Below are 22,295 nucleotides of genomic sequence, written 5' to 3' on the forward strand. Positions count from 1 at the left end.
TGATCGACATTCACTCCGCGTTCAGCCAGCATCTCCTGCAGCTCACGGTAACTGATGCCGTATTTGCAGTACCAGCGTACGGCCCACAGAATGATGTCACGCTGAAAATGCCGGCCTTTGAATGGGTGATGTGTGCTTAAAAAACAGGAGGGTTTAACTTGGTAAACTATACATACTCATTAGGAGTTTACCATGAGCAAGAAACAGAAGACTTACACCGCAGAATTTAAAGCTGAAGCCATAAAAGCCATTGAAGAGAACCAAGGTAATGTATCGGAATCCGCTAGACAACTTGGCATTTCAATGCAAACCCTTTCGAACTGGAATAACAAAGCAAAGGCTGGAACTTTAGCAGGCACAAAACAGTATTCGCCCGATCTAAACGCCTTACTCGAAGAAAATAAGAAGCTTAAACAACAGCTCAAAACAGCTGAAATGGAACGTGAATTTTTAAAAAAGGCAGCAGCGTACTTTGCCAAAGAAAGTCAGTGAGGTACGCCTATATGAAATCGCAAAGCCACTTATTTCCGATTATTTTAATGGCTCGATTACTTCGTGTATCCGTTTCTCGCTTTTATGATTGGCTAAAGCGAGGCATGAGTAAAAGATCAATTCAGCGAAATCAGCAGACAATTTTGGTCAAAATAGCCCATGAAGAAACCAAACAAAGCTATGGCTATGTTCGATTAACCAAGCATTTACAAGCGCAAGGTATCAAAATAAGTACGTATGCTGTGCGCCAAATAAAAAAATCAAATCAGTTGTATTGTAAGCGCCATAAGCGTTTCAAAAGAACCACGAACAGTGATCACAACCGTTCTATTTATGACAATTTACTCAAGCAACAGTTTTCAATGACGAAGCCTAATCTTGCGTGGTCGAGTGACATTACCTACATTTGGACGGCTGAGGGCTGGTTGTACTTGGCAGCTGTCAAAGATCTTTACACGAAACAGGTTGTTGGCTATAGCTTAAATGAGCGCATGACAGCCAAGCTTGTTTGTGATGCATTGAATATGGCTATTCGCAATCAGAAACCTGCTAAAGATCTCATTGTACATTCAGATAGAGGCAGCCAATATTGCAGTAATGAATATCGAAACTTACTTGAGAAATTTGATTTTCAGGGTTCAATGAGCAAAAAAGGCGACTGCTTTGATAATGCACCGATAGAGAGTTTCTGGGGCATACTCAAAAATGAACTAGTCCATCATCGCAACTACAAAACAAGGGAAGAAGCCAAAGCGGATATTACAAAATATATAGAGTTATTTTATAATCAGCGAAGAATTCAAAAAGGCTTGGATTTTAAGACACCAAATCAAATGGCAGAAGACTTTTATCGGTTAGCTGCCTAGAATCTCCCAAGTGAAAGTCTCCTGCTAATTCAGCACACATCACTGTTGATAAATTTTCTAAACAAAAAGGATCAAACTAATCTATAAGCTTTGTGGGTTAGAAAAAAAATAACTCACTTTGCATTGATCATATTTAAATTCTTGTTTTATCCATAGCACTAACCTATTAATTTTAAAAAATAATAGGTACTGGCTAAATAGCAAATCGATACATATCTTTTTCATAGAGGAAATATGATTTTAGTAAGTTCTTGTCTGGCTGGCTTAAAGGTACGTTATAACGGGACGCATAGCTTAAACGAAAAAATCGAAAAATTAGTCAAAGATGGAAAAGCTACTATGGTATGTCCAGAGATTCTTGGCGGTTTATCAACACCACGCGAACCTGCCGAGATTTCGGGAGGTAATGGCGATGATGTCTTAGATGGAAAAGCCTGTGTAATTGAAAAATCAGGAAAGGATGTGACTTCAATCTATATTGAAGGGGCATATAGAACTTTAAAAAAAGTTCAATTATTAAAAGCTACTCTGGTAGTGCTTAAAGAAAATAGCCCTTCATGTGGTAGTTCAATGATTTACGATGGTCAATTTAATGGGAATAAGATCTATGGCAATGGAGTTACCTCCGCTTTGCTTAAACGTCATAATATAAAAGTCATTTCAGAAGAAACTTTTTGGCAACTTTTACCCTAGTTCCTCCGCTTTTATTTAAAATCTTCATGCAACTCCAACCACGCCCCCCTTTGCAATATCAAGTCTCTTCGGTATTTAGAGATATAGTGAGGTAATAATCTAAGAAGCATATCCATTACTTCCACATCAGTTAAAAAGTAGTGGTTCAATTTTATGCTGTAATTCTTTAACAATTTTAGCAAGCTGATCATGTAAAACTAACCAACATTGCTCATGACCTTGCCCAATATATTCATCTATTATGAGTTGCAAAATGTCTTGATCTATCTGACTTAAGAATTCTAAAAACCATGTCGCAGCAACATCCTTGGCAACTATTGTTTTATGATCTAATGTATAAGCTATACGGCATAGCGCTAAAATTTGATTACATTCATCCTGATCGTCTTTCCAATGAGCAATAATTTGTGGATAAGTTTTTTGCATGGCAAATATTAATTGTTCATAGCTAATTGGATTTAACCAATCGCAAATATCAGGTCCAAAGATAGTAATGTTATGTAATTGGGCAGTTTTAAGTAAAATACTAATATCTGGATCAGATTGACTATAAAGTAATTCACCTTTGAGTAATTCTTCTCTCAACCACTCGCCATATTGTAGCTGATATGTATATGGATGATTTTTATTGGTAATACTCCCTTTTTCTAATATCGTAATTTCTAAGGCACGCGCTGTAGCATGACCAATCGGAACAGATATATTTAGAAAATTCTGCGCTAATTGTTTTCTTTCCTGATCGGTAATTTCACGTTCAATAATAACTAAAATATCAAGATCACTTTTATGTTTTAAACCACCATCAACATACGAACCATATAAATAAATAGCATAAAGCTTATCTTTAAAATTTTTTTGTAAAAGCTGTTTTACACTTTCAACTTGGCGACACTCTTCATCATTTAAGCTTTGCATATGATTTTTAATTTAAAAAAATAAGTAATGAATTCATAGAGCATTATACAGAATAAGTGTAAATAATTTAATCAATTAGTAAATAACATACTATTTTTACAATATATTTACTTTCAATATAGAGTTTAATACATAAAACTCTATCAATCAAAAAAAGCTTGAAACAACATCTGAATAGTAAGAGTCATTTCCTCCTCACTTAGAGATGGATCCGGAAATTTGAACAACTCCTATAAGTGATACTCTGCTCCTCAAATGATGTTATAAACATCAATATATGGAGTATTTTATGGCACGTAGACCAAGAAGAAATCATTCAAACGACTTTAAGGCTAAGGTAGCACTTGCTGCGATCAAAGCAGAAAAAACACTTGCTGAATTGAGTTCTGAGTTTGATGTTCATCAAAACCAAATTATTGACTGGAAAAATCAATTGATCTCAGCTTCCTCACAAGCTTTCGATCAATCAAAAGCTCCATCAGAACCTCCCATTGATCTTAAAAAGTTACATGCAAAAATCGGTGAGCAGGCATTAGAAATTGATTTTTTAGAAGGTGTGTTGAAGAAACTGGGCCGCTTCAACCACAAAAGTTAATCGATCACTCACTTCAGATTTCAGTATCTAAACAAGCTAAGTTACTGAAAGTCTCTCGTGGTTGTTATTATTATCGCCCAAAACCTGTTAGCTCATCAGATCTGAAGCTGATGCGATGTATTGATGAATTACATATGCAATATCCTTTTGCAGGCAGTCGTATGATGCGTGATTTGTTGAATCGTCAAGGGCATCATATAGGACGACGTCATACACGTACTTTAATGAAGAAAATGGGTATTCAGGCGTTATATTGCAAACCAAATTTAAGCCAGGCTAATCAAGCTCACCGTAAATATCCATATCTGCTCAAAGGATTGGCTATTCAGCGCAGTAATCAAGTGTGGTCTACGGATATAACGTATATCCCTATGGCAAAAGGCTTTGTTTATTTATGTGCTGTGATTGATTGGCATAGCCGCAAGGTACTTGCGCATAGGGTATCGATTAGTATGGAGGTGGATTTTTGTATTTCGGCTTTAAATGAAGCGATTGAAAAATATGGATCACCTGAAATATTGAATACAGACCAAGGCAGTCAGTTCACCAGTGATGCATTTATTGATGTATTGAAATCAAATGGCATTCAAATCAGTATGGATGGTAAAGGTCGATGGGTAGATAATGTGATGGTTGAACGATTATGGCGGAGCGTTAAATATGAAGAGGTGTATCTCAAAGCTTATAGCAGTGTCACAGATGCGAAAAAGCAATTGAGTGCATATTTTGAGTTTTATAATCTGAAACGACCTCATTCGAGTCTAGACAAAATGACACCAAATGAGTTTTACTATGATCAGCTACCCCAACAAAACAAGGTGGCTTAACTAGAGCGGAATATCACTTATAAATACGCTTTTAGTTGTTCAAACAAGTGGAACCACCTCTGTTTGTAATGATATTTTATAAAATTCAATATTAGATCTGCAGAGAAAAACTTATCAAACTAAGTATTGGCTAGTCTTTTTCTTCGAAAAACTTATCAAACGAAGTATTAAGTTAATCTTTTTCTTCAACTTCTTCCTTAAACTCAAACAAATCATTCATCGTACAGTTAAAGTACTTACACAACTTATCGGCGACTGGTAATTCAATACGTACAGCACGGTCATAATACATACTTGTGAGCGTGTTGCGATTGATACCTGTTGCATGCACCACTTCACTTAATTTTAAAATTTTTCTATCGCCCATGAGGCTAGATAACTTACAAGTAATCATATTTAAATTAATTTACAAAAAATAACTTGCTGTGGGTTATTTGAAGTTGTTGACTGAGTAATACTTTGCTAAAATTAACCTACAGCAGGTTATTACAACTTATAGAAAGTATATTTTATCCATTTCAACTAAATTATAACTTTTTAAATATAAGGATTGAACCTGCATTAGATTATTTTGTGGAGATGACCGCCGTGTTACCAAATGAGTTATTGATCAGCCAGCAAGCTCGTGACTTAGGAAATCAATTAATTAAAGAAATGAACATCAATAGAAGTTATGGAATGGCTAATTTTCTTGGAGTAAATACTTGCTATGATAATCATCAGGCTGTACTTATTTGGACATTTCAACTGCTTGAAAGGGAACCTGCCTTAAATGAATTAGCAGAAATTAAAAAATATTTTCTTTTAATCTTTCCAGATAGTGTTTATCAATTAGCCTAAGTTGTTTTTAAAATTAATTTATTAAATAAAAAGCACTAAATCAAAGAAAGCTTTATTTAAAAATACCTATTAATTCAAAAACATACCATTTACTGAATATATGAAGCATAGGTTCCTGCTCTATCACTCACTCGTACTAAAATTACATCGCTCTTTTTACTGATACTAAACAATTTATGTCCACGCCACGTTCTGCGGCTTCGAGGGCTAGTTTTTGTTGAACCACTGAGAACAAGGACAACAAACTGCCTACTATATTTTCCCGGAGAGTGGTGTAGGAACTTTTTCATTATTGCTAATCATATCAGCGACAACATCAGCAACGAGCTCCTCTATTCCTGAGAATGCTTTAGACTGATCCGCATCAAGCCAAGACAATGATGGAAACTCAGCACATCATTCGTTTAAGACCTATTTTAATGACGGCACTGGTCGCAAGTTTAGGTTTTATTCCAATGGCGTTAAACACTGGAATTGGTGCAGAAGTACAACGACCACTAGCAACAGTTGTTATCGGCGGTATTGTATCTTCTACAATTTTAACTTTGTTTGTATTGCCTATTTTATATCAATGGGCGCATGGCTCTGAGAGTAGCAAACAGCAATCCGACGAAATTTAAAATCAAAAAAAGCAGCTTAATTACTAGGTTATGCCTAATTAAGCTGCTTTTAATATTGTATGCCCAACATTTTATTGATAAAGCTTACTGCGCTTCATCCCGACAATTTTCATTTAAAAACTCAAACTCTATCGTTGTATGCGATAAATGATAGGAAGATAATTTAGCTGCAACTTCTTGTTTAAGCCTAATTAATTCTTTAACGTCAAAGTTGTCACTCAGCTCAAGGTGCGCTGTTAAAACGTGACTTTCACCATCTAGTGACCAAAAGTGCATGTGGTGGATACCATTAACTTCAGGAAATTCCATTAGTGATAGTTTAATACGCTTTTGAGTCTCTTTATCGGGTGCAGCTTGAAGAAATAAAACGAGTGTTGATTTCAGGTTTTTGAAAACATTAAACAAGATGAACAGCGTGAACCCTATTGATAAAAGGGGATCTAATATCGGCAGTTCAGCGAACAACAGTACGATAGAGACTATAAGAACGGCAACCCATCCAAGTACATCTTCAAGAAGGTGCCATGTCAGCACTTTCTCATTTAATGTTTCACCCGCTTTTAATTTTAATACAGCATATCCGTTAACGGCAACGCCGAGTATCGCTAGCCCTAACATCCCCTCGACTACAGGCATTTCAGGATTGGACAGCTTTGGAATTGCTTCAAATAAAATCCAAATTGAGCCAATGATTAAAACAATACTGTTTATCAATGCGCCAAAGAGAGTAAGTCTACGATAACCATAACTAAACTTATCTGATGCTTCTTTATCTGAAAAACGACTTAAAATCCACGCAAAACCTATTGAAAGACTATCACCAAGATCGTGAACTGCATCTGCCATTATCGCCGTACTGTTAGTGAGCCAACCACCTATAAATTCGATAATAGTGAATGTCACATTAAGGAAAAATGCCCAACCAATACGGTCATCTTTACCATGTTGATGACTATGATTATGGTTGTGCATTTTGTACCTCTAGTACTTTTCTATTTCTTAGTTTTGATACATTCATATTAATCAAGTGACGTATCAAGCGTTGATATATCCAGCGTTTGAACCCCGACAAGTTAGTCCCTTTTTCGAAATAGAACTCATCAGGGGAATCATAAAGCCCAAAGTCATCATGAATACCTTCTTTTTGAATATAGGTATTTTCTCCACGCCAATCTGTATCTGGTGATGAAAAGCACTTTGTTGCAACACCATAACCACAAAAATCATCTTTTACAAACTGATAAGCGGCACCAATTTTGTTGAAGTTATCCAAGTTTTTCCACCTACGTTGATCGATCAAGGATTGGATATCTTTGTGTTCAAAATTAACGATATTCGTATTGTTTAAATATTTCTCAGTCATTTTTTATATATCCTTTTCGTTGCATACTTATACTATAGACTCTATAGTAACTATAGAGTCAAATGTCTGGGGGAAATTGATGAAAATAGGCGAATTGTCAAAAAAATCGGGCTGTTCAATACAAACGATTAGATATTATGAAAGAGAAGGATTACTGTTAAATCCAAATCGTTCAGAAGGTAATTTCAGGCTGTATGATAGCAAAGCACTTAAACAATTGGAATTCGTAAAGCATTGTCGCAGCCTAGATATATCACTCAATGATATTAAACGTCTTATCGAATTAAAAAATAAGCCAGAAGAAAGCTGCTCTAGCGTTAATGCATTAATTGATCAGCAACTTGCACTAGTGAATAAACGCATGAAAGAATTAAGGGCGCTTAAAGCTGAATTACAACAAATGGCTAGTGCTTGTGGTTCGAACAACCCAACATACTCATTATATTCTGCTGACCATGTAACACGGCAAGTATATTGTTTACTATCCATTTGAAACCCCATAATGTTTTAAGTCTATGTATAAAAGTACGATTTTCACTTAGCAGTACTTAAATAATCACCCCACCACTGCATCATTTCAGTCCGCTGGGCTAAATAGTCAGCGTGATTATAGCTGGCACGGGTACGGTTCTTATCAATATGTGAAAGTTGTGCCTCAATCCAGTTATCCTGGAACAAACCTGAGTCATTCAAAATGGTACTAAAAGTGGAACGTAGTCCATGAGAGGATAATTGATGTTTTCCATAGCCCATCTTACGTATAGCCATATTTAATGTATTAAAATGAATCGGTTGATTATGTTTCCGTGGGCTAGCAAAAATGTACTTTTCACCGTATGACCATTGCATGACGTCTTTTAAAATATCTAAAGCCTGATCTGAAAGTGGAACTAAGAAGTCGGGAATCTCATGGCCTAATATGACTTTTCGTCGAAACTGTTTAATATGCAAGGCAGGTATTTTCCAGACTTTTTCATTTAAATCAAAATGATGAGGCTCAGCCAATAACAATTCAGCCCCTCGCACGCCAGTATGTAATTTGAACAGCAGTGCTTTTTTAATAATCGGATGGGCATCCAATTTTTGTAATTTATACTTAAAATCAGATATATCCTCCGCTTTCAAATACGGATAATTTTTCTTGATTTTACTGTTAATGGCGATTTTATTTAAACCATGCGCGATGTTGAATTCACAATAACCCATCGCTACAGCGTAGTCATAAATTTGGTTCAAATAACTACAAGCTTTCTTGACAGGTTCTTTTACTTGGCGTCCCTCTATTTTTTTGATTACTGAAACCAGGTCATAACGCTTGATGTTTTGAAAAGGTAGATCCTGAAGGTCTGGATAAATATCTTGCTGTAAGCATCTTTCTGCTAACTGTAGTACACCACAGCGGGGTAGATCGTTGAAGGCATTTTTCAGTTTGAACTGTAACCACTCCTCCCCGACCTTACCAAAGGTGATGACATTAGAGGCAGTATCTTGTTCAAAACAGAAATCATTGTCTTTAAAGTCATCTCTGACTTGTCGTGCCTTTTTCAGCGATAAATCAGGATAACGACCTAACTGAATGCGTCGACGTTTTTTAGTTTGTGGATCTGTATAGCGATAGCACCAAGATTTTCTTCCACTCGGCTCAATCTTCAGGCTAAGCCCATCTTCATCGGATAAAAAACTGGTTTTTTCCTTACAATGAGCTTGGCGAACTTTAATTTCAGTAAGACTCATGGAATTTAAATGAAACCTAACAATGGGTTGATTGGATCAATTATATCAAAATAGAACGCTTTATGTATGATGCGTACACTACGCATCATATATATTTGTAATATATTGTTTTATATATTTAATATTTTAAGTATTTGTATTTTAGTAACCATTATAAGTACCACCTCTTCTTTAAGTTCCCAACAACTCACTTTTTCTGTCATCAATGTTAAATAAGTCTTGTGCTTTAAATTCTTAGATGACCTCCTCTACCCTTTATTATCATTTTTATAAAAGTAACTATATGTACTCATTAAAATTTGTAGAGCTCAAAAACAAAAAAGACCGCTATATAGCAGTCTTTTAACTTAATTAAATAATAATTAATTCATTTTCATCATAAGTGCATAAGCATCACGTTTGTTTTGACGCAATGATTCTATCTCGGACTTCGTCAGCTGTTTTACGAGAGTAATTAACTATAACTAAAAATATAGACAAATATTTGCATAAGTTCTCATTTTGTCTATGTCGATTCAGTAGTGGCAAGGTGGGTATTTATTAGAGATTTAAATGATTATCTTTTGTATTTTAGGTGAGTGTCTTGGTATATTAGCATCCATATCTATTGATTATCCAATCCCTTAACCTAGGCATGACTTTGTGAAATTAACACGCATTCATCACTGTAAAAACTTGAATGTGCAAAAGTACAAACAGCTTGAGAAACAAGCTGTTTTACTTGGTCGTATTCGTAGCGAGGTGTGGGCTAAATATGGTGCTATTTCAGGTTTGAATATCAGTGACAGAGCTATTCGTGATGCGTGGATGAAAGAAAGTCGTGACTTTGGTGTTTCTGCAAATGCGTGGAAAGAAACGCTACGTGATTGCATAGGTGATATTAAAGCCTATCGAGAAGCATCAAAAGACAAAGTAAAGCAGGCGATCCGAAAACGCACCTCCTGTAATAATGAACAAAAAAGACTATACACCTTGCTTAAAAAAGATGAATGGATGACTGATAATTTCCTCCATCGTCAAATGCGTAATCACTTTAAGCATGGTGTTAATCACACACATAATCAAATTATTGTTCGTGCGGATATGTGTAAAACCTTTGAGTTAAATGGTCAATGTTGGCTTAAAGTACCAAGCCTAATCCCTCGACAAACCATTAAAATCCCATTAAATACGACTGTTGATTTTGCGCCACAAGGCACACTTAGAATCATTCTAAAAAACGGTAATGTTGAAGTTCACTCAACTTATGATGCAGTTGAAACACAGGATTGTGGTCAGGAAACCGTAGGTGTTGATAAAGGGTACTCAGAAGCTTTTGTGGACTCTGATGGCGATGTATATGGGAGTGGTCTAGGCAAGCTGATCTCAAGTGAATCAGATTATTTAAATCAAAAGTACAAGCACAGAAACAAGCTCAGAGCGATTGCTAAAGCTAAACCACACAAGAAACAGAAAATTGAGTTAAATAATCTAGGTCGAAAAAAACTAGATAAGCGACAAGATACTCAAAAAGCAAAGCTCAAAACATTAATATTTACAGCAACTCACAAGTTGGTTGATAAAGCCAAAGTGATTGTTGCGGAAGATTTAACATCCCCAATTCAAAGTAAACGCAACTATGGCAAAAACACCAATAGACGCTTAAATACATGGGCTAAAGGTTTGTTAGCTAATGCCCTAACTTCTATATCTCACCGTAGAGGTTCTACGGTGCATCTAGTCAATTCTGCATATACTTCGCAAAGTGATTCTTTCTTGCATGGCCTTTTAATAGGTACACGTAAGGGAGATCGTTTTCACCGTTTCAATGGGGAAGTTGTGCAAGCTGATTGGAATGCTGCGAGAAACGTGCTTGCAAGATTAAACGACAATGAGATAAGTCGTTATACGCCTTACAAAACTGTAAAGCGTATATTGCAAGAACGGACTGACCGCTACAAGTCGGAACTGACCGACTCAGGCTCTAGTTACACGCTTGGCAACAAGACATTAACAGAGTGCGAATTAGTCCTTGAGTATGTTTGAATACATTTTAAGGAACAGTAGGATAAAAACATGCACTTATTTAAATTAACTGACGAACAACTCGCACAAATTCTTATCCCGAAACGATTTGTACCACCTACTCCACCTGAACATGAAGGCAAGAATATGGTCTATGTATTTGATAGTGAGGATAAGTTTGAACTGACTTATGATGAGCTGGTGGAAATCATTAGCAAAGCTAGAATGGCTGGTCCGAAGTTGATACCTGTCTTAGGCACCGTGAATTAAATTGTGCAGTGTTCGCACGCCACTTGAAACATAACTTGATTGGAAATGAATTTGGGCTGAGAAAAATTCAGTTCAAATTTAACCTGACGGGCACACTAAAAAATGGGTAATTGTCAGATCGAGTTTGGACTACAACACTTTAGCTCATCGATTTACCATACCGCTAATCTTCACACCATTTTCGTAAATCCAGCGATCAAACTGTGATACTACATTCCGCTTATTAATCCAAGTCAGCATGGTGCTTTTCATAAAGGCAGTTTACTTATAAACAGGGAAATTTCTAAACAATTCCCCTTTAACATGCTTAGGCTATTTGATCCAGAGTTCATCTTTTTGCATCATTTTTAACATTAAATTAAATATAACCAGCGGAGTAACATTTTTTTTGTTAGAGCCGACAACTCTTTGAAAACTAAATTTAACGGTTCGCTCAGGAGCATCCAAATTAACTGGGTAGTTTTGTTTTTCTAAATACAGATGATCTCCTAACATTGGCTCTATACCAGTAATAAAATTAACAATTTGTTGCTCATCACCTTTCATTCGGCATTGAAAATGTAGAAAATTCTTACGCAGTTTTCCAAATAATAATAATATTTTAAGCGCCTTAACCATGTTCTTTTCTTTCAGTGCATCTTGCTGCCTATCATCTTTATAATGAAAATCAAGGAGAGGAATTATTTCATCTGGACGAGTCAGTTTTTTAGCCTTTTCGTAAAGTTCATCAAACCAACTCTCTTCTAAATTCTTACTATAAACATAATTCGTTTTTAAATTAAATTTTTGGCGATCCATCCATTTAGTGCTCATCCATTGACATCGTTGCATCCATTCTTGAGCTTGGGTATCTTCGCTTAATCGACCTTCTCTAAAACTTATCAAACGTTGAAAAGGTGTCAGAGTACTCTTCTCTATACTAAACTTCTTTTCTTGTCGGCCAGCCATCGTAACTGGCTGTGTTTGCTGATAAGAATTAAACCATTTCTGCTGCTGAGTATAACGATTTAGGTTTATGTAGTCTGTACTTGACTTCACTGGACTAAAACACTGTTCTAATACTTTTTTTGAAATGATACACGGCGAATTATAAATTCGATCGACTGCTAATAAATCCAAAACATGAAGGTAATTTGAAGCCGTTTGCTCAATACTGCTATGCCCCATCCAAGAGGCGAGCACCTGCCATTTATGTTGAATAATCTCTTCTTGAGCACGTGCTTTCATACCAAACAATAAATCCCTCATCTTTTTTGCTTTTACCCAAGGACAATCTGTGTAGGTCTTGATCATTTCTTTTGAACCGAGCAAAGTTATTGCTAGATAGTTAGCAGCACTGTGGCGTAATGTATGAAAACTAAAGCCATGATGCATACCTAATATTTGACTAAACAAATCTACTGTAATTTTGCTGATACATTGATCAGTTAATACACGATGATTCACACTAAAAAGTAGATCATCCTGCTGATTAACCAAATATTGCTCATAACGATGTTGTATGTAACGTTGTACTACTAAAAACTCATGTTCTGACAATGCAATTTTCAATGGTATTTGACGATTCGCACTTCGCGTTTTCAGACGGCGATATGAATTGTCTTGGATATGAAGCGTGATATTATTAAAAACTGTATTTTCTTTTTCTTTATAAAGTAGCTCTGGGCAAATAATATCTTGTATTTTAAGACAACGAACTTCATTTAATCGAAGTCCAGTTCTATAACTTAGTAAATACATCAGCTTTAAACAACTCAGATGATCGACCCACTCTGATGCCGTTGGCTCTTGACTTAAATTTTCTAGTTTTTCCAATAATTTGCCAAATAGCAAAGGACTCACTAGCCGTGCATTGCAAATTTGTAAATGCTTAAAACTTGAATTCTGTAACACCAATACCCCTGGAGCATCATAATTCTCTATACAGAATTGATGAAAATCTTTTAGGCGACCAAAACGGTATTCTGCGCTTTGGTGCATCTTACGAGAGGTTTTTCCTTTCACCGAATCTCGTTGAACTGCTTTTTCATCACGTTCACTGCTGTATTTCAATAGCTGCCGATATAAATCCTCATAGTCATCTATGGATTGTTGCTTTAAATCTAATTTATTGAGCCAAATCTCAAATATAAATTCTTTGCCAAACGATCCTAAGTAGCTTTCAATAGTTGATAATTGAAGCCCTCGTTTTTTTAAATGCATTAACCAGTGAATTAAGCGTAGTTGAGCATCAATTAAAGACTTTTCCTCCGTATTAGCATCAACTATCTTCTCCTCTAACACCCTTCTAGTTTCTTGCCAAAAACGTAGCGTGCGTTCTTCTTTATTCCTCTTTTTATCTAAACGCTCAACTTTTTGACCTTTACGTTTCTTTTGACCAAACAACATCAACTCATACGGAATCGTTTGTAATTTGCTTTGAACAGTCGGAACTTCAGGAAGTAACTGCTCTTGTTCAAAATGAATAGGGCGATTATCTGGTTCTGTGACTTGATTGTAATCATTATTCCACAGCAATCTAAATTCGGATGGCCTTAAAGCAACAGTATTAATCTCTTGCTGAAGCACATTACTCAAAAATATATCTATGCTGAGGTTTGGATTAAATTCGAGTACCATTTGCACATCATTAAATGCACGAAATCCACGGCGTTTAATTTGATATTGCAGATCCCCAAGACTTTTTTTCCTGCCTATCTTACTCAAGCTTTCTAAAATACAATCTTCAACTGAATGTTGCAGACAAAATTCTTTCTGAGCAGCTTTCAACTTTTTTAAATATTGCAAAATGAACTGCGCATATGGGTTAAAAAAAACATGTTTCCATTGGTACAACTTTCCCTGTTCTACATCGTTGCCATATTGAGAGTTTTCAACACGATAATGTAGTAACAATGGATTAGTGATTTTTTTGTAGTCCGAATGGTATAACCGAAAACAATTCAGATCTGTACCAAGCTCAATGGCCTCCTGCAATTGCTTCTGAATAGCAATCAAATGCTGTTCATCTGCACAGCCTGAAATATATATAAAACTTAAGCATAAATTTCCCCATAAGTACTTTGGTTCATTCCAATATTCAAATGAATCTTGCCAATACTGCCTTAATTCCTTAAGTACATGGATATGTAGATGCCCCTGTTCTAACCGTGACTCTGTACTCTCAATTTTTCTAGGCAGTACGATCCGTTTAGTATGTGGATTTAGCTTAATTCTGTATGATTTTTTATCTACATTCTGGTTGAATTGCTTCCTTCTTTTATTAAATTCATCTTCAGTAAATTGCATCAGTTTTGATTGTTCGTCTCGGCTCAACTTTTGACTCAAACAATCAACACTATCTTTAATGTCATGCCATTTTTCAGCGATCTGCTGATCAAGTTTTTGCTGCATTTCTTTCGTCAATACTTCAGGTGGAGAAGGCTGTCTATCTAGCGACTTTTTCACCATTTTATGAATATCAACAAATAGATCATCTAGTTGTGGTTTTATTAGTTCTTTGATTTTTTGCATACAACTATTTTCGCTCTAAGTGTTTAATCGATAAAGATTTGACATTATCTTGCAATTGCTGGCGGGCTTGCTGTACATAGACATTCGGGATAAGTGAAGAATGCGGATGAAAAGCCTCTCGGTCACGTTGGTCATGACCATACAGGGCCTGAATTAAGTGAAAAGCTAATGCTGGTTTACCCTCTTGCTGCTCATGCATCAAAAAGTTCATGTCAAAATGACGTAACCAATTCGAATACATATTCTTTGGAAAGACTCCTTGCATATATGAATTCACCCATTTTCTCGATAAAGGGATTAACTTAATTTTCCTGCTCTGCCATTCTTTGACAGTTATCGGCAAGATATCTTTACTAAAAATGACCTTACCAAAAAGATCATTTACAGTTATCTTCTTCTTTGCAAAGACTTGTCTAAAAAATGAACCGTACGCTTCAATAATTTGTTCTAAAAAGGCAGTGTAATTTTGCAGTGTTTTTATGAAAAAATCAGATAAAGGGATAAAACGACCATCTTTTCTTGCTTTACTATTTTTTTTATCATTCACATATAAAAGCTTGAGCTCAACACAATAATCATCCAAATTCCCCAACAGGTTTTTTTTAGGCCGACTTGCCAAACTCAACAAACTGATATGCCACATCCAACACGCATATGCATTAAGTTGATTAATAATGTGCTTATCTTCTTGGATGTTTTCGTGACAATGTCTATGTAAAATATGGAATTGCTCTTTCACAAAATTGGGTTCAAGTGCCAGTTGGCTCCCTATCCTTCCTATAGATAATGCAGATTGCACTTTGAATTGTTGTTGCAATATTTTTAGTTCAGCCGTGTCTTCAGTAAAATGTGTGGAATGTGGTGTAAGTGCTTTTTCTAAAAAGGCTAGATATGTGCTACTGAGTTGAGTTTTCGGTAGCCCGCCATAATAGATACCAGGCATGTGATGCTGACTATCCCGCCCAGCAATTACATGAGCAAGATATTCATTATATGTTTCATAATATATATGAAAATATAATTGAGCCTGCAGTTTTTCTACAGTGATCGAACCTACAAACCGATTATCAAGCCAATTCTTAAGTTTCGTATTAATGTGTGTTGATGAAATTAGTGGATTCGATGCTTGTTCTATATAGTCAAACCAAGCAGAAGGTAAATGTAGTTGATGTGTCATCACTTCATTCCACCGCACATGATTTAAGCTCTTAATCTTCTGCTCTGTAATTTTAAGATTTAATTTGAGTAAATATTCGCGACGTCTACTTGAACCATTCTGGATCAAAATTCCATCTTGAATAAGCTCGTTAAAATCCATCAGTGCGACGGGTGATAATCCCGTCAAAAGTGACAATAAACATGCTGCAGCGATTGCAGCATCCCTCCAGTGCCCGGATAACTCGGTTCTCAACACATAAACAATTTGCTTCAGTATATCTGGCGCCAAATAATGTGGATTTGTAACAAAAGGAGCATGACGGCGCTGGCGATGCCGCATTAGATGCGTCGCATTATCGCTGAGTATATAATTTAAATTTTTAGACTTTTCATCTTCTGAATAAAACTCCATTTCAGGATCTAATAGATCAACTTCACCCTCTTCATCTTTGTGAAGAGCGGCATCATAAATACTGATCTTTGCGTTATGTCCAATATCTACTTGCTTACCCGTTTTAATTTCACGAAATTTTTTGAGTTCATTTTTCGTCGGCCATTGCAAAACTTTACTTTTTTTTGACTTACGCTGACGATGAACAACACGACGATCATCAAGTCTTTTAAAAATTATTAATAGAGCCGATAAATACTCTATGGCTTGTACTTGTTTGAAATCTTTAATATTAAAAAGTTGATTACGATCCTCCTTTTTCAAGTTACGTTCGTACATGACATAGCGATTTAGTAGCTCACTGCATTCTTGAAATAATTCAGCATGATTAGAATCCAGAACATATCGTGATACATAGCGAAAGAGATCACAAACATGTTTTTGCTTATTCTCAGCTTTATCAATTTTTGCAAATTCTTGATACTGCCGATATGTTAAAAAACTCGCTTGTAGAATCAAATAACGTTCAGACGACAGCTCTTGAGTATTACTAGTAGTCGGGCATGCAAAATAACTTAAAGAAGCTAGATAATAATATTTACCTAATTGTCTAGAACTAGATATATAGCCATATATCTGTTGTGCTTCCTTATATAGAGCATGGGCTTTTTCACGTAAATCATCTGATAGATCGACAAATTGTGTATTCACAACATGATTGCGTAATAAACAATAATCTTTTTGGAATTTTTCTGCTAAATCTAAGAATTGCTCTTCTGTTTCAATCTTTGGCATATTCGCTTTCGCTTAATTTTTTATCAAATTGCATTGGTTAAATTCATTACGATCTGAACAATTTGGTAAAAGTTGATCTTTTATTGAACTCTTTGTCAGCTTAAAAAATCTAGCAAAAAATTTAGCATCCAGCTCTTTCTGAGCTTTTCTCTCAAAGCACAAGTGTTGCTGTGATTTTTCGATAAAATCATCAAGATTATGTATCAACTGTAAGATTGCAACATAATTAGAATGTACACGTAAGCATGGCTCCGTTTGCATTAATAGCAATATTTTTTGCCAAATTTTCACATAGATTATTTTGAACTTTGCTTGTACTACTACTTTCTGGCTCTGTTTAATCTTTTTGATTTTCAGTAGTTCTGAGTTAATTTTTACTATCTTAAATTGAACATTTTGTCGCTCAAAGCAAAAGGGCATGATAAATTGCCCCATAAATATCTCTATATTTTTTACTAAATAGTCAAATTTTAACATTTTTATCGATATAAAAAATGAGCATATCTTTGTATATTAAAATTCATTTAATTTATCAACTAAATTTTCTCAAAATTACAATTATCAACAAATACATATGGTTTACTTATCATGGGTGGTCTAAATTTTAAAAATTCTTCCACTTTTTTTTAGTTTTCTGTTATTACATGAAACAATACCGTTGTATTACATTTTGAAATGCTGTGTATGCAGCATTGATCAAAAAGATTCTCTGCTATACTTACTTCACGTGTAGCATCAATGGAGTTTCGAAATGCTCAGAACCACTGAACAGAAAAAAAAATATATTCAAGCGACACGTGCGCAAAACTATCAAGCCAGCCTAAAGCTTGAAGGCATTACAACGACAGCTCAAACAACTCAACAAAGTAAAGCTGAAATCTTGCAAAAATATAAGAAGTATTCGCAACCCGAAACTTAGTCAGGTGCATGTATGGATAAATATGGGGAAATGGGTGACAGCCTGTATTGTTACCCTGGCACAAATATCCTAAAGAACAAACTCAATATTCATGATGAACAAATTTTAGAACAAGCTGAACTAGAACTGTCTGGATTGGCAAGTAACTTAATTGAATATGCTGAACCACCTTACGACTTACAATACTTAAAATCAATTCATGCGCAGCTCTTTGGCGACTTATACGACTGGGCAGGAAAGTTAAGACAAATCGATATTTCCAAAGGTGACACCCGTTTTTGTAATTTTTCCCGTATTGAAATTGAAACCAATAAACTACTCAAACCGCTTCAAGAAAAAAAATACTTTCAAGGCTTAGCACCACAACAACTGATTCCTCAACTTGCCGACTTGTATTGTGAGCTTAATGTCATACACCCATTCCGTGAAGGTAATGGACGTACACAACGGATTTTCTTTGAGCATCTGATTGCTCATTGTGGTTATGGTATTGATTGGTCTCGCATTGACTCTCAACAACAATGGATTCAAGCCAATATTGAAGGTTTTTATGGTAATTTAAATCCATTAATTAAGATTTTTGAAATATGCTTTATTCAAAATACCTAAAATTTAAGTAGTCGAAGCCCACAATCCTTAATGAGCCATCATCTTTGCTTCAATCCACTGATTAATTTCCCAAATAAACCAACAATCACGATTCTTAGAAATCTTAATACTCTTCGGGTAATTTAGGATCGTAATATTCAGATTACTTATCCAGAATTGAATAGATCGTTAACTTAGATAGACTTTTAAGCAATGTAACTTGCCGCATGTTTATCAACATATGTCTCAAAAAAGTCTGCCCATACATAGATTTATGGTGTTTAGTGCTTAAATTTCAGATTAATCTTCGTCTGATGACCTGAATGGATGTTACAGATTACATGCAGGTGAATTACTCTGTGGCTGTATCATGGCTTTTGTGCAATCCAATCCATTTGATCCGAATGTTCTCTTTTGCAATAAAGCAGCCTCTTCTGCTTTTCCTGAACCAACGAACTATGTCATTGATTTGATTCAACCGACAACAGTGATGCTGAATCAAATCTCCAAAGAAGGGATTAAATGCAAGAAATGTGGTAAGAAAAAGATAGGGGATGGAAGTTATTATCCGTCTAATTGGAACCAGCCCATGAGTCGAGATCAGTTGAGTAAGAATCATTTTAAATGAATAAGAGAAGGATGGCTTACCTCACTTCTCCGAATAACAATGCTATGCTTTTCAACCAAGGTTATAAATTGGCAACTACATTTCATTCTTCTTCATGCTGGTCCTATAGCCTGTAGACAATTACTACATCATTTGCATTCAATGCTCAATACAGCCTGTCAGCAGAACCGCAGCGATACTTTTTTTCGTGCATACATGTAGTGTTTAAATCCATTCATTTTTCAATGATCCTCTGCCGTTTATCACATTTATGGTCGATCTTTAACCTTGTGAAAAATGCACATACCGATCCCTTCAAACTGTCAAATTTATGTATGCATGACATTTAAAGAAAATTATCTGATCAATTTTTTTAGGTAAAATTCATCAAGAAAAAAGTTATTATTATTCATAACATCACCAATAACCATATAAAAACAATAATTTAATAAATTATTCTTCCAATTTTTTTATATTTAGTGTTATTACCTCTAAATCCATGTTTACCACCTTCTATTACATAAGTAATTTAGAAGTATCCACGATATAAATTGCTTGCCCTCACACCTCTCCCCTCTCACGCCCAAAAAATTTATACTGAAAGGCAGATTAAGCCCGTTCGAGTTACATATAGCCGCATGCTATATTGAAAGCATTAAGAAAATATCCTCAATATTTATAGGATTTTTAAAGTATGAACTAATTTTCGAAGAACCCTTTCTAAGTAATGTGACCTATTAGGAAAAATGAAAATACTGAAATCTCCGTATCAACAATCAGTCAAAGTACATCCTGATGATTTTCTGTAACAGATACCCAAGGACTATACCTACCCTTCTGATGTGCTGTGCAACAAAGCCCTCCTTAGCCACACTATAGCTATAGATTAATTCCATTATTTTGTGATTTAATTAAATTATTCATTCTTAAGACCCAATTTAATGGATTTATATTTCACTAAACCAGAAGAAGTTGTGACTCTTTTAGGTGAGCGTTTACGTAAGCAACGACTCTTTCTGGAGATGTCTCAAGCTGAGGTAGCAGCACGCGCTGGTGTCGGCGTGAATACAGTTTCGAATCTTGAAGCGGGACGAAATGTATCTGTTGAAAATTTAGTCCGTATTGCAATGGTCTTGGGTCGATTAAACGAACTTCAGGAACTATTTAAACCTCAGCTTAACAGTGTGAATGACATTCTTCGCTATGAGAGTCAAAGTAAGCGCCACCGTATTAAGAGGAAGGGATAATGCTCAATAGACTTAATGTTTATTACAACGGTTGGGGCGAATCATGGTTATGGGGAACGCTGATTAGTTCAACAGCCACGACAGGTAGACCCACCATTGCTTTTGAATATAGTCCAGAAGCAATACAGCAAGGTGTTGAGCTCTCTTCTTACTTGCTGCCTTTAAAAGGTCTACCATTCAGACAAGGTTTTCCTACTCATCAAATGGGACTCCCAGGTCCAGTCTATGACGCTTTACCAGATGGTTGGGGCATGATGTTGATGGATCGATATTTCAAAAAAATTGGCTTAAATTCAGCACGAATTGGACCTTTGGAGCGTCTGACCTATATTAGTAGTCACGCAATGGGTGCCCTCTCCTTTGAACCTTGTGTTGCTGACATGCAAACCTCAGAAAATATCCCTTTACAACAACTGGCCCAGGAAGTTCAAGAAGTACTCAAAGGTGAAGGTGGTGAATTTCTACAGCATTTATTGGTCATGGGTGGCTCCCCTCAAGGTGCCAGACCAAAAGCGTTGGTTTACCGAGATCCTGTCAATTTAGAGTTTTCGACTCAAGATTCTGATCAACATGAAGCCTGGCTGATTAAGTTTCCTGCTCAGCAAGAGCATCCTGAAGTCTGCGCCATTGAAGCCGTCTATGCAGAATGTTTGCGACTTTGTGCAATTGAGACTCCAGATACCCATTTCTTTAATTTGCCCAATGGTTTAACGGCTTTTGCTTCTAAACGATTCGATCGTCAAAATGGTATGCGGATTCCAATGCAGAGTTTGGCTGCATATACAGGAGCAGACTATAAAGTTCCAGGTAGCCTAGACTATCGCAATTTTCTCCGGGCAACCTTGATGTGTACGCAAGATGTACGAGAAAGATTGCATGCTTTTAAACGTGCTGTGTTTAATGTGCTTTTCAATAATCGGGATGACCATACTAAGAACTTTTCATTTCTCATGGAGAAAAATGGTCAATGGAAATTGGCTCCAGCCTATGATGTGACCTTCTGCGAGGGTCCAGGTGGTTATCATCAAATGGACATTATGGGAGAAGCGCTCAATATTTCCCGAAATGACATACATAAACTCGGTACTTCAGAAGCTAATCTGACTACTCTAGAAGTCGATGAGATCATCTTGACCATGCGTGAAATTGCACTTCAATTTAGTCAAATTGCGCAGCGCCTGTATCCCCATCAAATTCGAGAATCTACCCTACAGATGATTCAATCACGGATTCAACAGAATATTGATTTTTTAACTGAAACCTAAGCGTAAATATAAACTAAGCGCCAACCATCAACTGCAAATAGACTTTGATATAGTTAGTCGCTACATAATCTGTAGAACCTGTGAATTAGCTCTCTTTATAATCACGAATATTAGATGGATCACCGCCAAGATATATTCTGCAAACGTGAAATCACTACATCCAGATCGAAAATCACTAAGAAAAAACTGTCACCAAAAAAAGGTCTGCACTATGGATAGATGCAGACCAAACTCTGGATAACTACCAGCACGAGAAATATGTCGCAATTTTGCATAGACATGAATTTGATAAAATCAGCCCAGAAAGCCAGAAATTCATAAAAACTATTTCATCAATCCCCTATAACTTAATCACGTTCATGGTCGATCTTAAATCTTGTGAAAAGTACTCATGCTGACCTAGCCAAACTGTAAAACTCATGTATTCATAGCCTTTAAATGAATCTTTCAATCGGTATATTTAAGGTAAAAACTAGTAATCAGAAGTTATTATCACCCCCATATAAAACAAGGATCAACTTAAAAACAATAACTTAGTAAATTATTCTTCCATTTTTTTTATATTTAGTGTTATCAGGTGTAGATGAAAACCC

21 protein-coding genes and 2 pseudogenes are annotated in these 22,295 nt (G+C 35.8%); 13 read left to right on the forward strand and 10 right to left on the reverse strand.

Translation table 11 applies throughout. The annotated features are described in order from the left end of the window. Window positions 1-192: 192 nt before the first annotated feature. A protein-coding gene (locus tag FTU22_RS15115; protein WP_119285041.1) for an IS3 family transposase occupies window positions 193-1,358 on the forward strand; the annotation gives its coding sequence in 2 pieces (ribosomal slippage) (window positions 193-451 and window positions 451-1,358; 1,167 coding nt in all). A 234-nt stretch (window positions 1,359-1,592) separates the two neighbouring features. Continuing rightward, complete coding sequence (locus FTU22_RS15120) at window positions 1,593-2,051, forward strand: DUF523 domain-containing protein (protein ID WP_077170035.1); 459 nt, start codon at window positions 1,593-1,595, stop codon at window positions 2,049-2,051. 126 nt (window positions 2,052-2,177) lie between these two features. Here the strand turns inward: FTU22_RS15120 and FTU22_RS15125 are convergent, their stop codons facing one another. Continuing rightward, window positions 2,178-2,966 carry an aminoglycoside adenylyltransferase domain-containing protein gene (locus FTU22_RS15125; RefSeq protein WP_038350081.1) on the reverse strand — a complete coding sequence of 263 codons (789 nt, stop codon included), beginning with the start codon at window positions 2,964-2,966 and terminating at the stop codon, window positions 2,178-2,180. A 277-nt stretch (window positions 2,967-3,243) separates the two neighbouring features. On the opposite strand from FTU22_RS15125, the gene FTU22_RS15130 reads away from it, so the two are divergent. Then, window positions 3,244-4,388 (forward strand): IS3-like element ISAba14 family transposase gene (locus FTU22_RS15130; protein WP_099046175.1). Its coding sequence is split into 2 segments (ribosomal slippage): window positions 3,244-3,508 and window positions 3,508-4,388, totalling 1,146 coding nucleotides; the frame shifts between segments, so codons are not numbered across the junction. A gap of 172 nt (window positions 4,389-4,560) precedes the next feature. Here FTU22_RS15130 and FTU22_RS15135 read toward each other — a convergent pair. Then, a complete protein-coding gene (locus FTU22_RS15135; RefSeq protein ID WP_004658364.1) occupies window positions 4,561-4,782 on the reverse strand; it encodes a helix-turn-helix transcriptional regulator in 222 nt (73 codons plus the stop codon). Between the two features lie 194 nt (window positions 4,783-4,976). On the opposite strand from FTU22_RS15135, the gene FTU22_RS15140 reads away from it, so the two are divergent. Next, window positions 4,977-5,228 (forward strand): hypothetical protein, encoded by a 252-nt coding sequence (locus FTU22_RS15140; protein ID WP_004658363.1) that lies wholly within the window; start codon window positions 4,977-4,979, stop codon window positions 5,226-5,228. Window positions 5,229-5,480: 252 nt separating this feature from the next. Here the strand turns inward: FTU22_RS15140 and FTU22_RS15145 are convergent. Beyond that, window positions 5,481-5,624, reverse strand: a pseudogene (locus tag FTU22_RS15145) (antitoxin HicB); the annotation flags it as partial. On the opposite strand from FTU22_RS15145, the pseudogene FTU22_RS15150 reads away from it, so the two are divergent. Further along, window positions 5,624-5,848 (forward strand): annotated as a pseudogene (locus tag FTU22_RS15150) (efflux RND transporter permease subunit); the annotation flags it as partial. The pseudogenes FTU22_RS15145 and FTU22_RS15150 sit on opposite strands and share 1 nt — an antisense overlap. An 84-nt stretch (window positions 5,849-5,932) precedes the next feature. Here FTU22_RS15150 and FTU22_RS15155 read toward each other — a convergent pair. Both FTU22_RS15155 and FTU22_RS15160 read right to left on the reverse strand, forming a co-directional pair. Then, window positions 5,933-6,820 (reverse strand): cation diffusion facilitator family transporter, encoded by an 888-nt coding sequence (locus FTU22_RS15155; protein ID WP_127800877.1) that lies wholly within the window; start codon window positions 6,818-6,820, stop codon window positions 5,933-5,935. Further along, window positions 6,807-7,211 carry a hypothetical protein gene (locus tag FTU22_RS15160; protein ID WP_180004480.1) on the reverse strand — a complete coding sequence of 135 codons (405 nt, stop codon included), beginning with the start codon at window positions 7,209-7,211 and terminating at the stop codon, window positions 6,807-6,809. Before FTU22_RS15160 ends, FTU22_RS15155 begins: the two co-directional genes overlap by 14 nt. A gap of 79 nt (window positions 7,212-7,290) precedes the next feature. Here FTU22_RS15160 and FTU22_RS15165 point away from each other — a divergent pair, with 79 nt between their 5' ends. Then, window positions 7,291-7,704, forward strand: coding sequence for a Cd(II)/Pb(II)-responsive transcriptional regulator (locus tag FTU22_RS15165; protein ID WP_005245163.1), 414 nt, complete (start codon window positions 7,291-7,293; stop codon window positions 7,702-7,704). Between the two features lie 41 nt (window positions 7,705-7,745). Here the strand turns inward: FTU22_RS15165 and FTU22_RS15170 are convergent, their stop codons facing one another. Continuing rightward, window positions 7,746-8,945: an integrase arm-type DNA-binding domain-containing protein gene (locus FTU22_RS15170; protein ID WP_005245164.1), complete on the reverse strand. Its 1,200-nt coding sequence runs from the start codon at window positions 8,943-8,945 to the stop codon at window positions 7,746-7,748. Between the two features lie 642 nt (window positions 8,946-9,587). Here FTU22_RS15170 and FTU22_RS15175 point away from each other — a divergent pair. Both FTU22_RS15175 and FTU22_RS15180 read left to right on the forward strand, forming a co-directional pair. Beyond that, the gene (locus FTU22_RS15175) at window positions 9,588-10,970 is read left to right on the forward strand and encodes an IS200/IS605 family accessory protein TnpB-related protein (RefSeq protein WP_159153749.1); all 1,383 of its coding nucleotides are present in this window, start codon (window positions 9,588-9,590) and stop codon (window positions 10,968-10,970) included. A gap of 30 nt (window positions 10,971-11,000) precedes the next feature. Then, complete coding sequence (locus FTU22_RS15180) at window positions 11,001-11,219, forward strand: hypothetical protein (protein ID WP_000550047.1); 219 nt, start codon at window positions 11,001-11,003, stop codon at window positions 11,217-11,219. Between the two features lie 144 nt (window positions 11,220-11,363). Here FTU22_RS15180 and FTU22_RS16495 read toward each other — a convergent pair whose 3' ends face one another. The 4 genes from FTU22_RS16495 to FTU22_RS15195 are packed head-to-tail and all read right to left on the reverse strand — an operon-like array spanning window position 11,364 to window position 17,553. After that, complete coding sequence (locus FTU22_RS16495; RefSeq protein WP_372551473.1) at window positions 11,364-11,471, reverse strand: hypothetical protein; 108 nt, start codon at window positions 11,469-11,471, stop codon at window positions 11,364-11,366. Between the two features lie 60 nt (window positions 11,472-11,531). After that, window positions 11,532-14,732: a site-specific integrase gene (locus FTU22_RS15185; protein ID WP_127800785.1), complete on the reverse strand. Its 3,201-nt coding sequence runs from the start codon at window positions 14,730-14,732 to the stop codon at window positions 11,532-11,534. 4 nt (window positions 14,733-14,736) lie between these two features. Then, a complete protein-coding gene (locus tag FTU22_RS15190) occupies window positions 14,737-17,076 on the reverse strand; it encodes a hypothetical protein (protein WP_002058482.1) in 2,340 nt (779 codons plus the stop codon). Window positions 17,077-17,088: 12 nt separating this feature from the next. Beyond that, on the reverse strand, window positions 17,089-17,553 hold the full coding sequence (locus FTU22_RS15195) for a hypothetical protein (RefSeq protein ID WP_000911011.1): 465 nt from the start codon (window positions 17,551-17,553) through the stop codon (window positions 17,089-17,091). A 274-nt stretch (window positions 17,554-17,827) separates the two neighbouring features. Between FTU22_RS15195 and FTU22_RS15200 the strand changes: the two genes are divergently transcribed. The 5 genes from FTU22_RS15200 (at window position 17,828) to FTU22_RS15220 (ending at window position 21,702) form a co-directional block, all read left to right on the forward strand. Then, window positions 17,828-17,995: a YhfG family protein gene (locus FTU22_RS15200; RefSeq protein WP_002125865.1), complete on the forward strand. Its 168-nt coding sequence runs from the start codon at window positions 17,828-17,830 to the stop codon at window positions 17,993-17,995. Window positions 17,996-18,007: 12 nt separating this feature from the next. Continuing rightward, window positions 18,008-18,604 (forward strand): putative adenosine monophosphate-protein transferase Fic, encoded by a 597-nt coding sequence (locus FTU22_RS15205; RefSeq protein WP_004658347.1) that lies wholly within the window; start codon window positions 18,008-18,010, stop codon window positions 18,602-18,604. A 349-nt stretch (window positions 18,605-18,953) separates the two neighbouring features. Continuing rightward, window positions 18,954-19,211: a hypothetical protein gene (locus FTU22_RS15210; protein ID WP_004726728.1), complete on the forward strand. Its 258-nt coding sequence runs from the start codon at window positions 18,954-18,956 to the stop codon at window positions 19,209-19,211. A 920-nt stretch (window positions 19,212-20,131) separates the two neighbouring features. Continuing rightward, window positions 20,132-20,437, forward strand: coding sequence for a helix-turn-helix domain-containing protein (locus tag FTU22_RS15215; RefSeq protein WP_000366814.1), 306 nt, complete (start codon window positions 20,132-20,134; stop codon window positions 20,435-20,437). Next, complete coding sequence (locus FTU22_RS15220) at window positions 20,437-21,702, forward strand: type II toxin-antitoxin system HipA family toxin (RefSeq protein WP_000934717.1); 1,266 nt, start codon at window positions 20,437-20,439, stop codon at window positions 21,700-21,702. The genes FTU22_RS15215 and FTU22_RS15220 overlap by 1 nt, the downstream gene beginning before the upstream one ends. The last annotated feature ends 593 nt before the right edge of the window (window positions 21,703-22,295 follow it).

It is taken from the genome of Acinetobacter sp. YH12076, from assembly GCF_013419525.1.
In the GTDB taxonomy this organism is placed as follows: Bacteria; Pseudomonadota; Gammaproteobacteria; order Pseudomonadales; family Moraxellaceae; genus Acinetobacter; species Acinetobacter amyesii.

Coding starts and splice junctions, on each gene's coding strand:
- FTU22_RS15125 (WP_038350081.1), bottom strand. CDS start 2,966: ATGCAAAGCTTAAATGATGAAGAGTGTCGCCAAGTTGAAAGTGTAAAA.
- FTU22_RS15165 (WP_005245163.1), top strand. CDS start 7,291: ATGAAAATAGGCGAATTGTCAAAAAAATCGGGCTGTTCAATACAAACG.
- FTU22_RS15195 (WP_000911011.1), bottom strand. CDS start 17,553: ATGTTAAAATTTGACTATTTAGTAAAAAATATAGAGATATTTATGGGG.
- FTU22_RS15215 (WP_000366814.1), top strand. CDS start 20,132: ATGGATTTATATTTCACTAAACCAGAAGAAGTTGTGACTCTTTTAGGT.
- FTU22_RS15170 (WP_005245164.1), bottom strand. CDS start 8,945: ATGAGTCTTACTGAAATTAAAGTTCGCCAAGCTCATTGTAAGGAAAAA.
- FTU22_RS15190 (WP_002058482.1), bottom strand. CDS start 17,076: ATGCCAAAGATTGAAACAGAAGAGCAATTCTTAGATTTAGCAGAAAAA.
- FTU22_RS15135 (WP_004658364.1), bottom strand. CDS start 4,782: ATGATTACTTGTAAGTTATCTAGCCTCATGGGCGATAGAAAAATTTTA.
- FTU22_RS15160 (WP_180004480.1), bottom strand. CDS start 7,211: ATGACTGAGAAATATTTAAACAATACGAATATCGTTAATTTTGAACAC.
- FTU22_RS15120 (WP_077170035.1), top strand. CDS start 1,593: ATGATTTTAGTAAGTTCTTGTCTGGCTGGCTTAAAGGTACGTTATAAC.
- FTU22_RS15210 (WP_004726728.1), top strand. CDS start 18,954: ATGGCTTTTGTGCAATCCAATCCATTTGATCCGAATGTTCTCTTTTGC.
- FTU22_RS15205 (WP_004658347.1), top strand. CDS start 18,008: ATGGATAAATATGGGGAAATGGGTGACAGCCTGTATTGTTACCCTGGC.
- FTU22_RS15180 (WP_000550047.1), top strand. CDS start 11,001: ATGCACTTATTTAAATTAACTGACGAACAACTCGCACAAATTCTTATC.
- FTU22_RS15200 (WP_002125865.1), top strand. CDS start 17,828: ATGCTCAGAACCACTGAACAGAAAAAAAAATATATTCAAGCGACACGT.
- FTU22_RS15220 (WP_000934717.1), top strand. CDS start 20,437: ATGCTCAATAGACTTAATGTTTATTACAACGGTTGGGGCGAATCATGG.
- FTU22_RS15185 (WP_127800785.1), bottom strand. CDS start 14,732: ATGCAAAAAATCAAAGAACTAATAAAACCACAACTAGATGATCTATTT.
- FTU22_RS15155 (WP_127800877.1), bottom strand. CDS start 6,820: ATGCACAACCATAATCATAGTCATCAACATGGTAAAGATGACCGTATT.
- FTU22_RS16495 (WP_372551473.1), bottom strand. CDS start 11,471: ATGAAAAGCACCATGCTGACTTGGATTAATAAGCGGAATGTAGTATCA.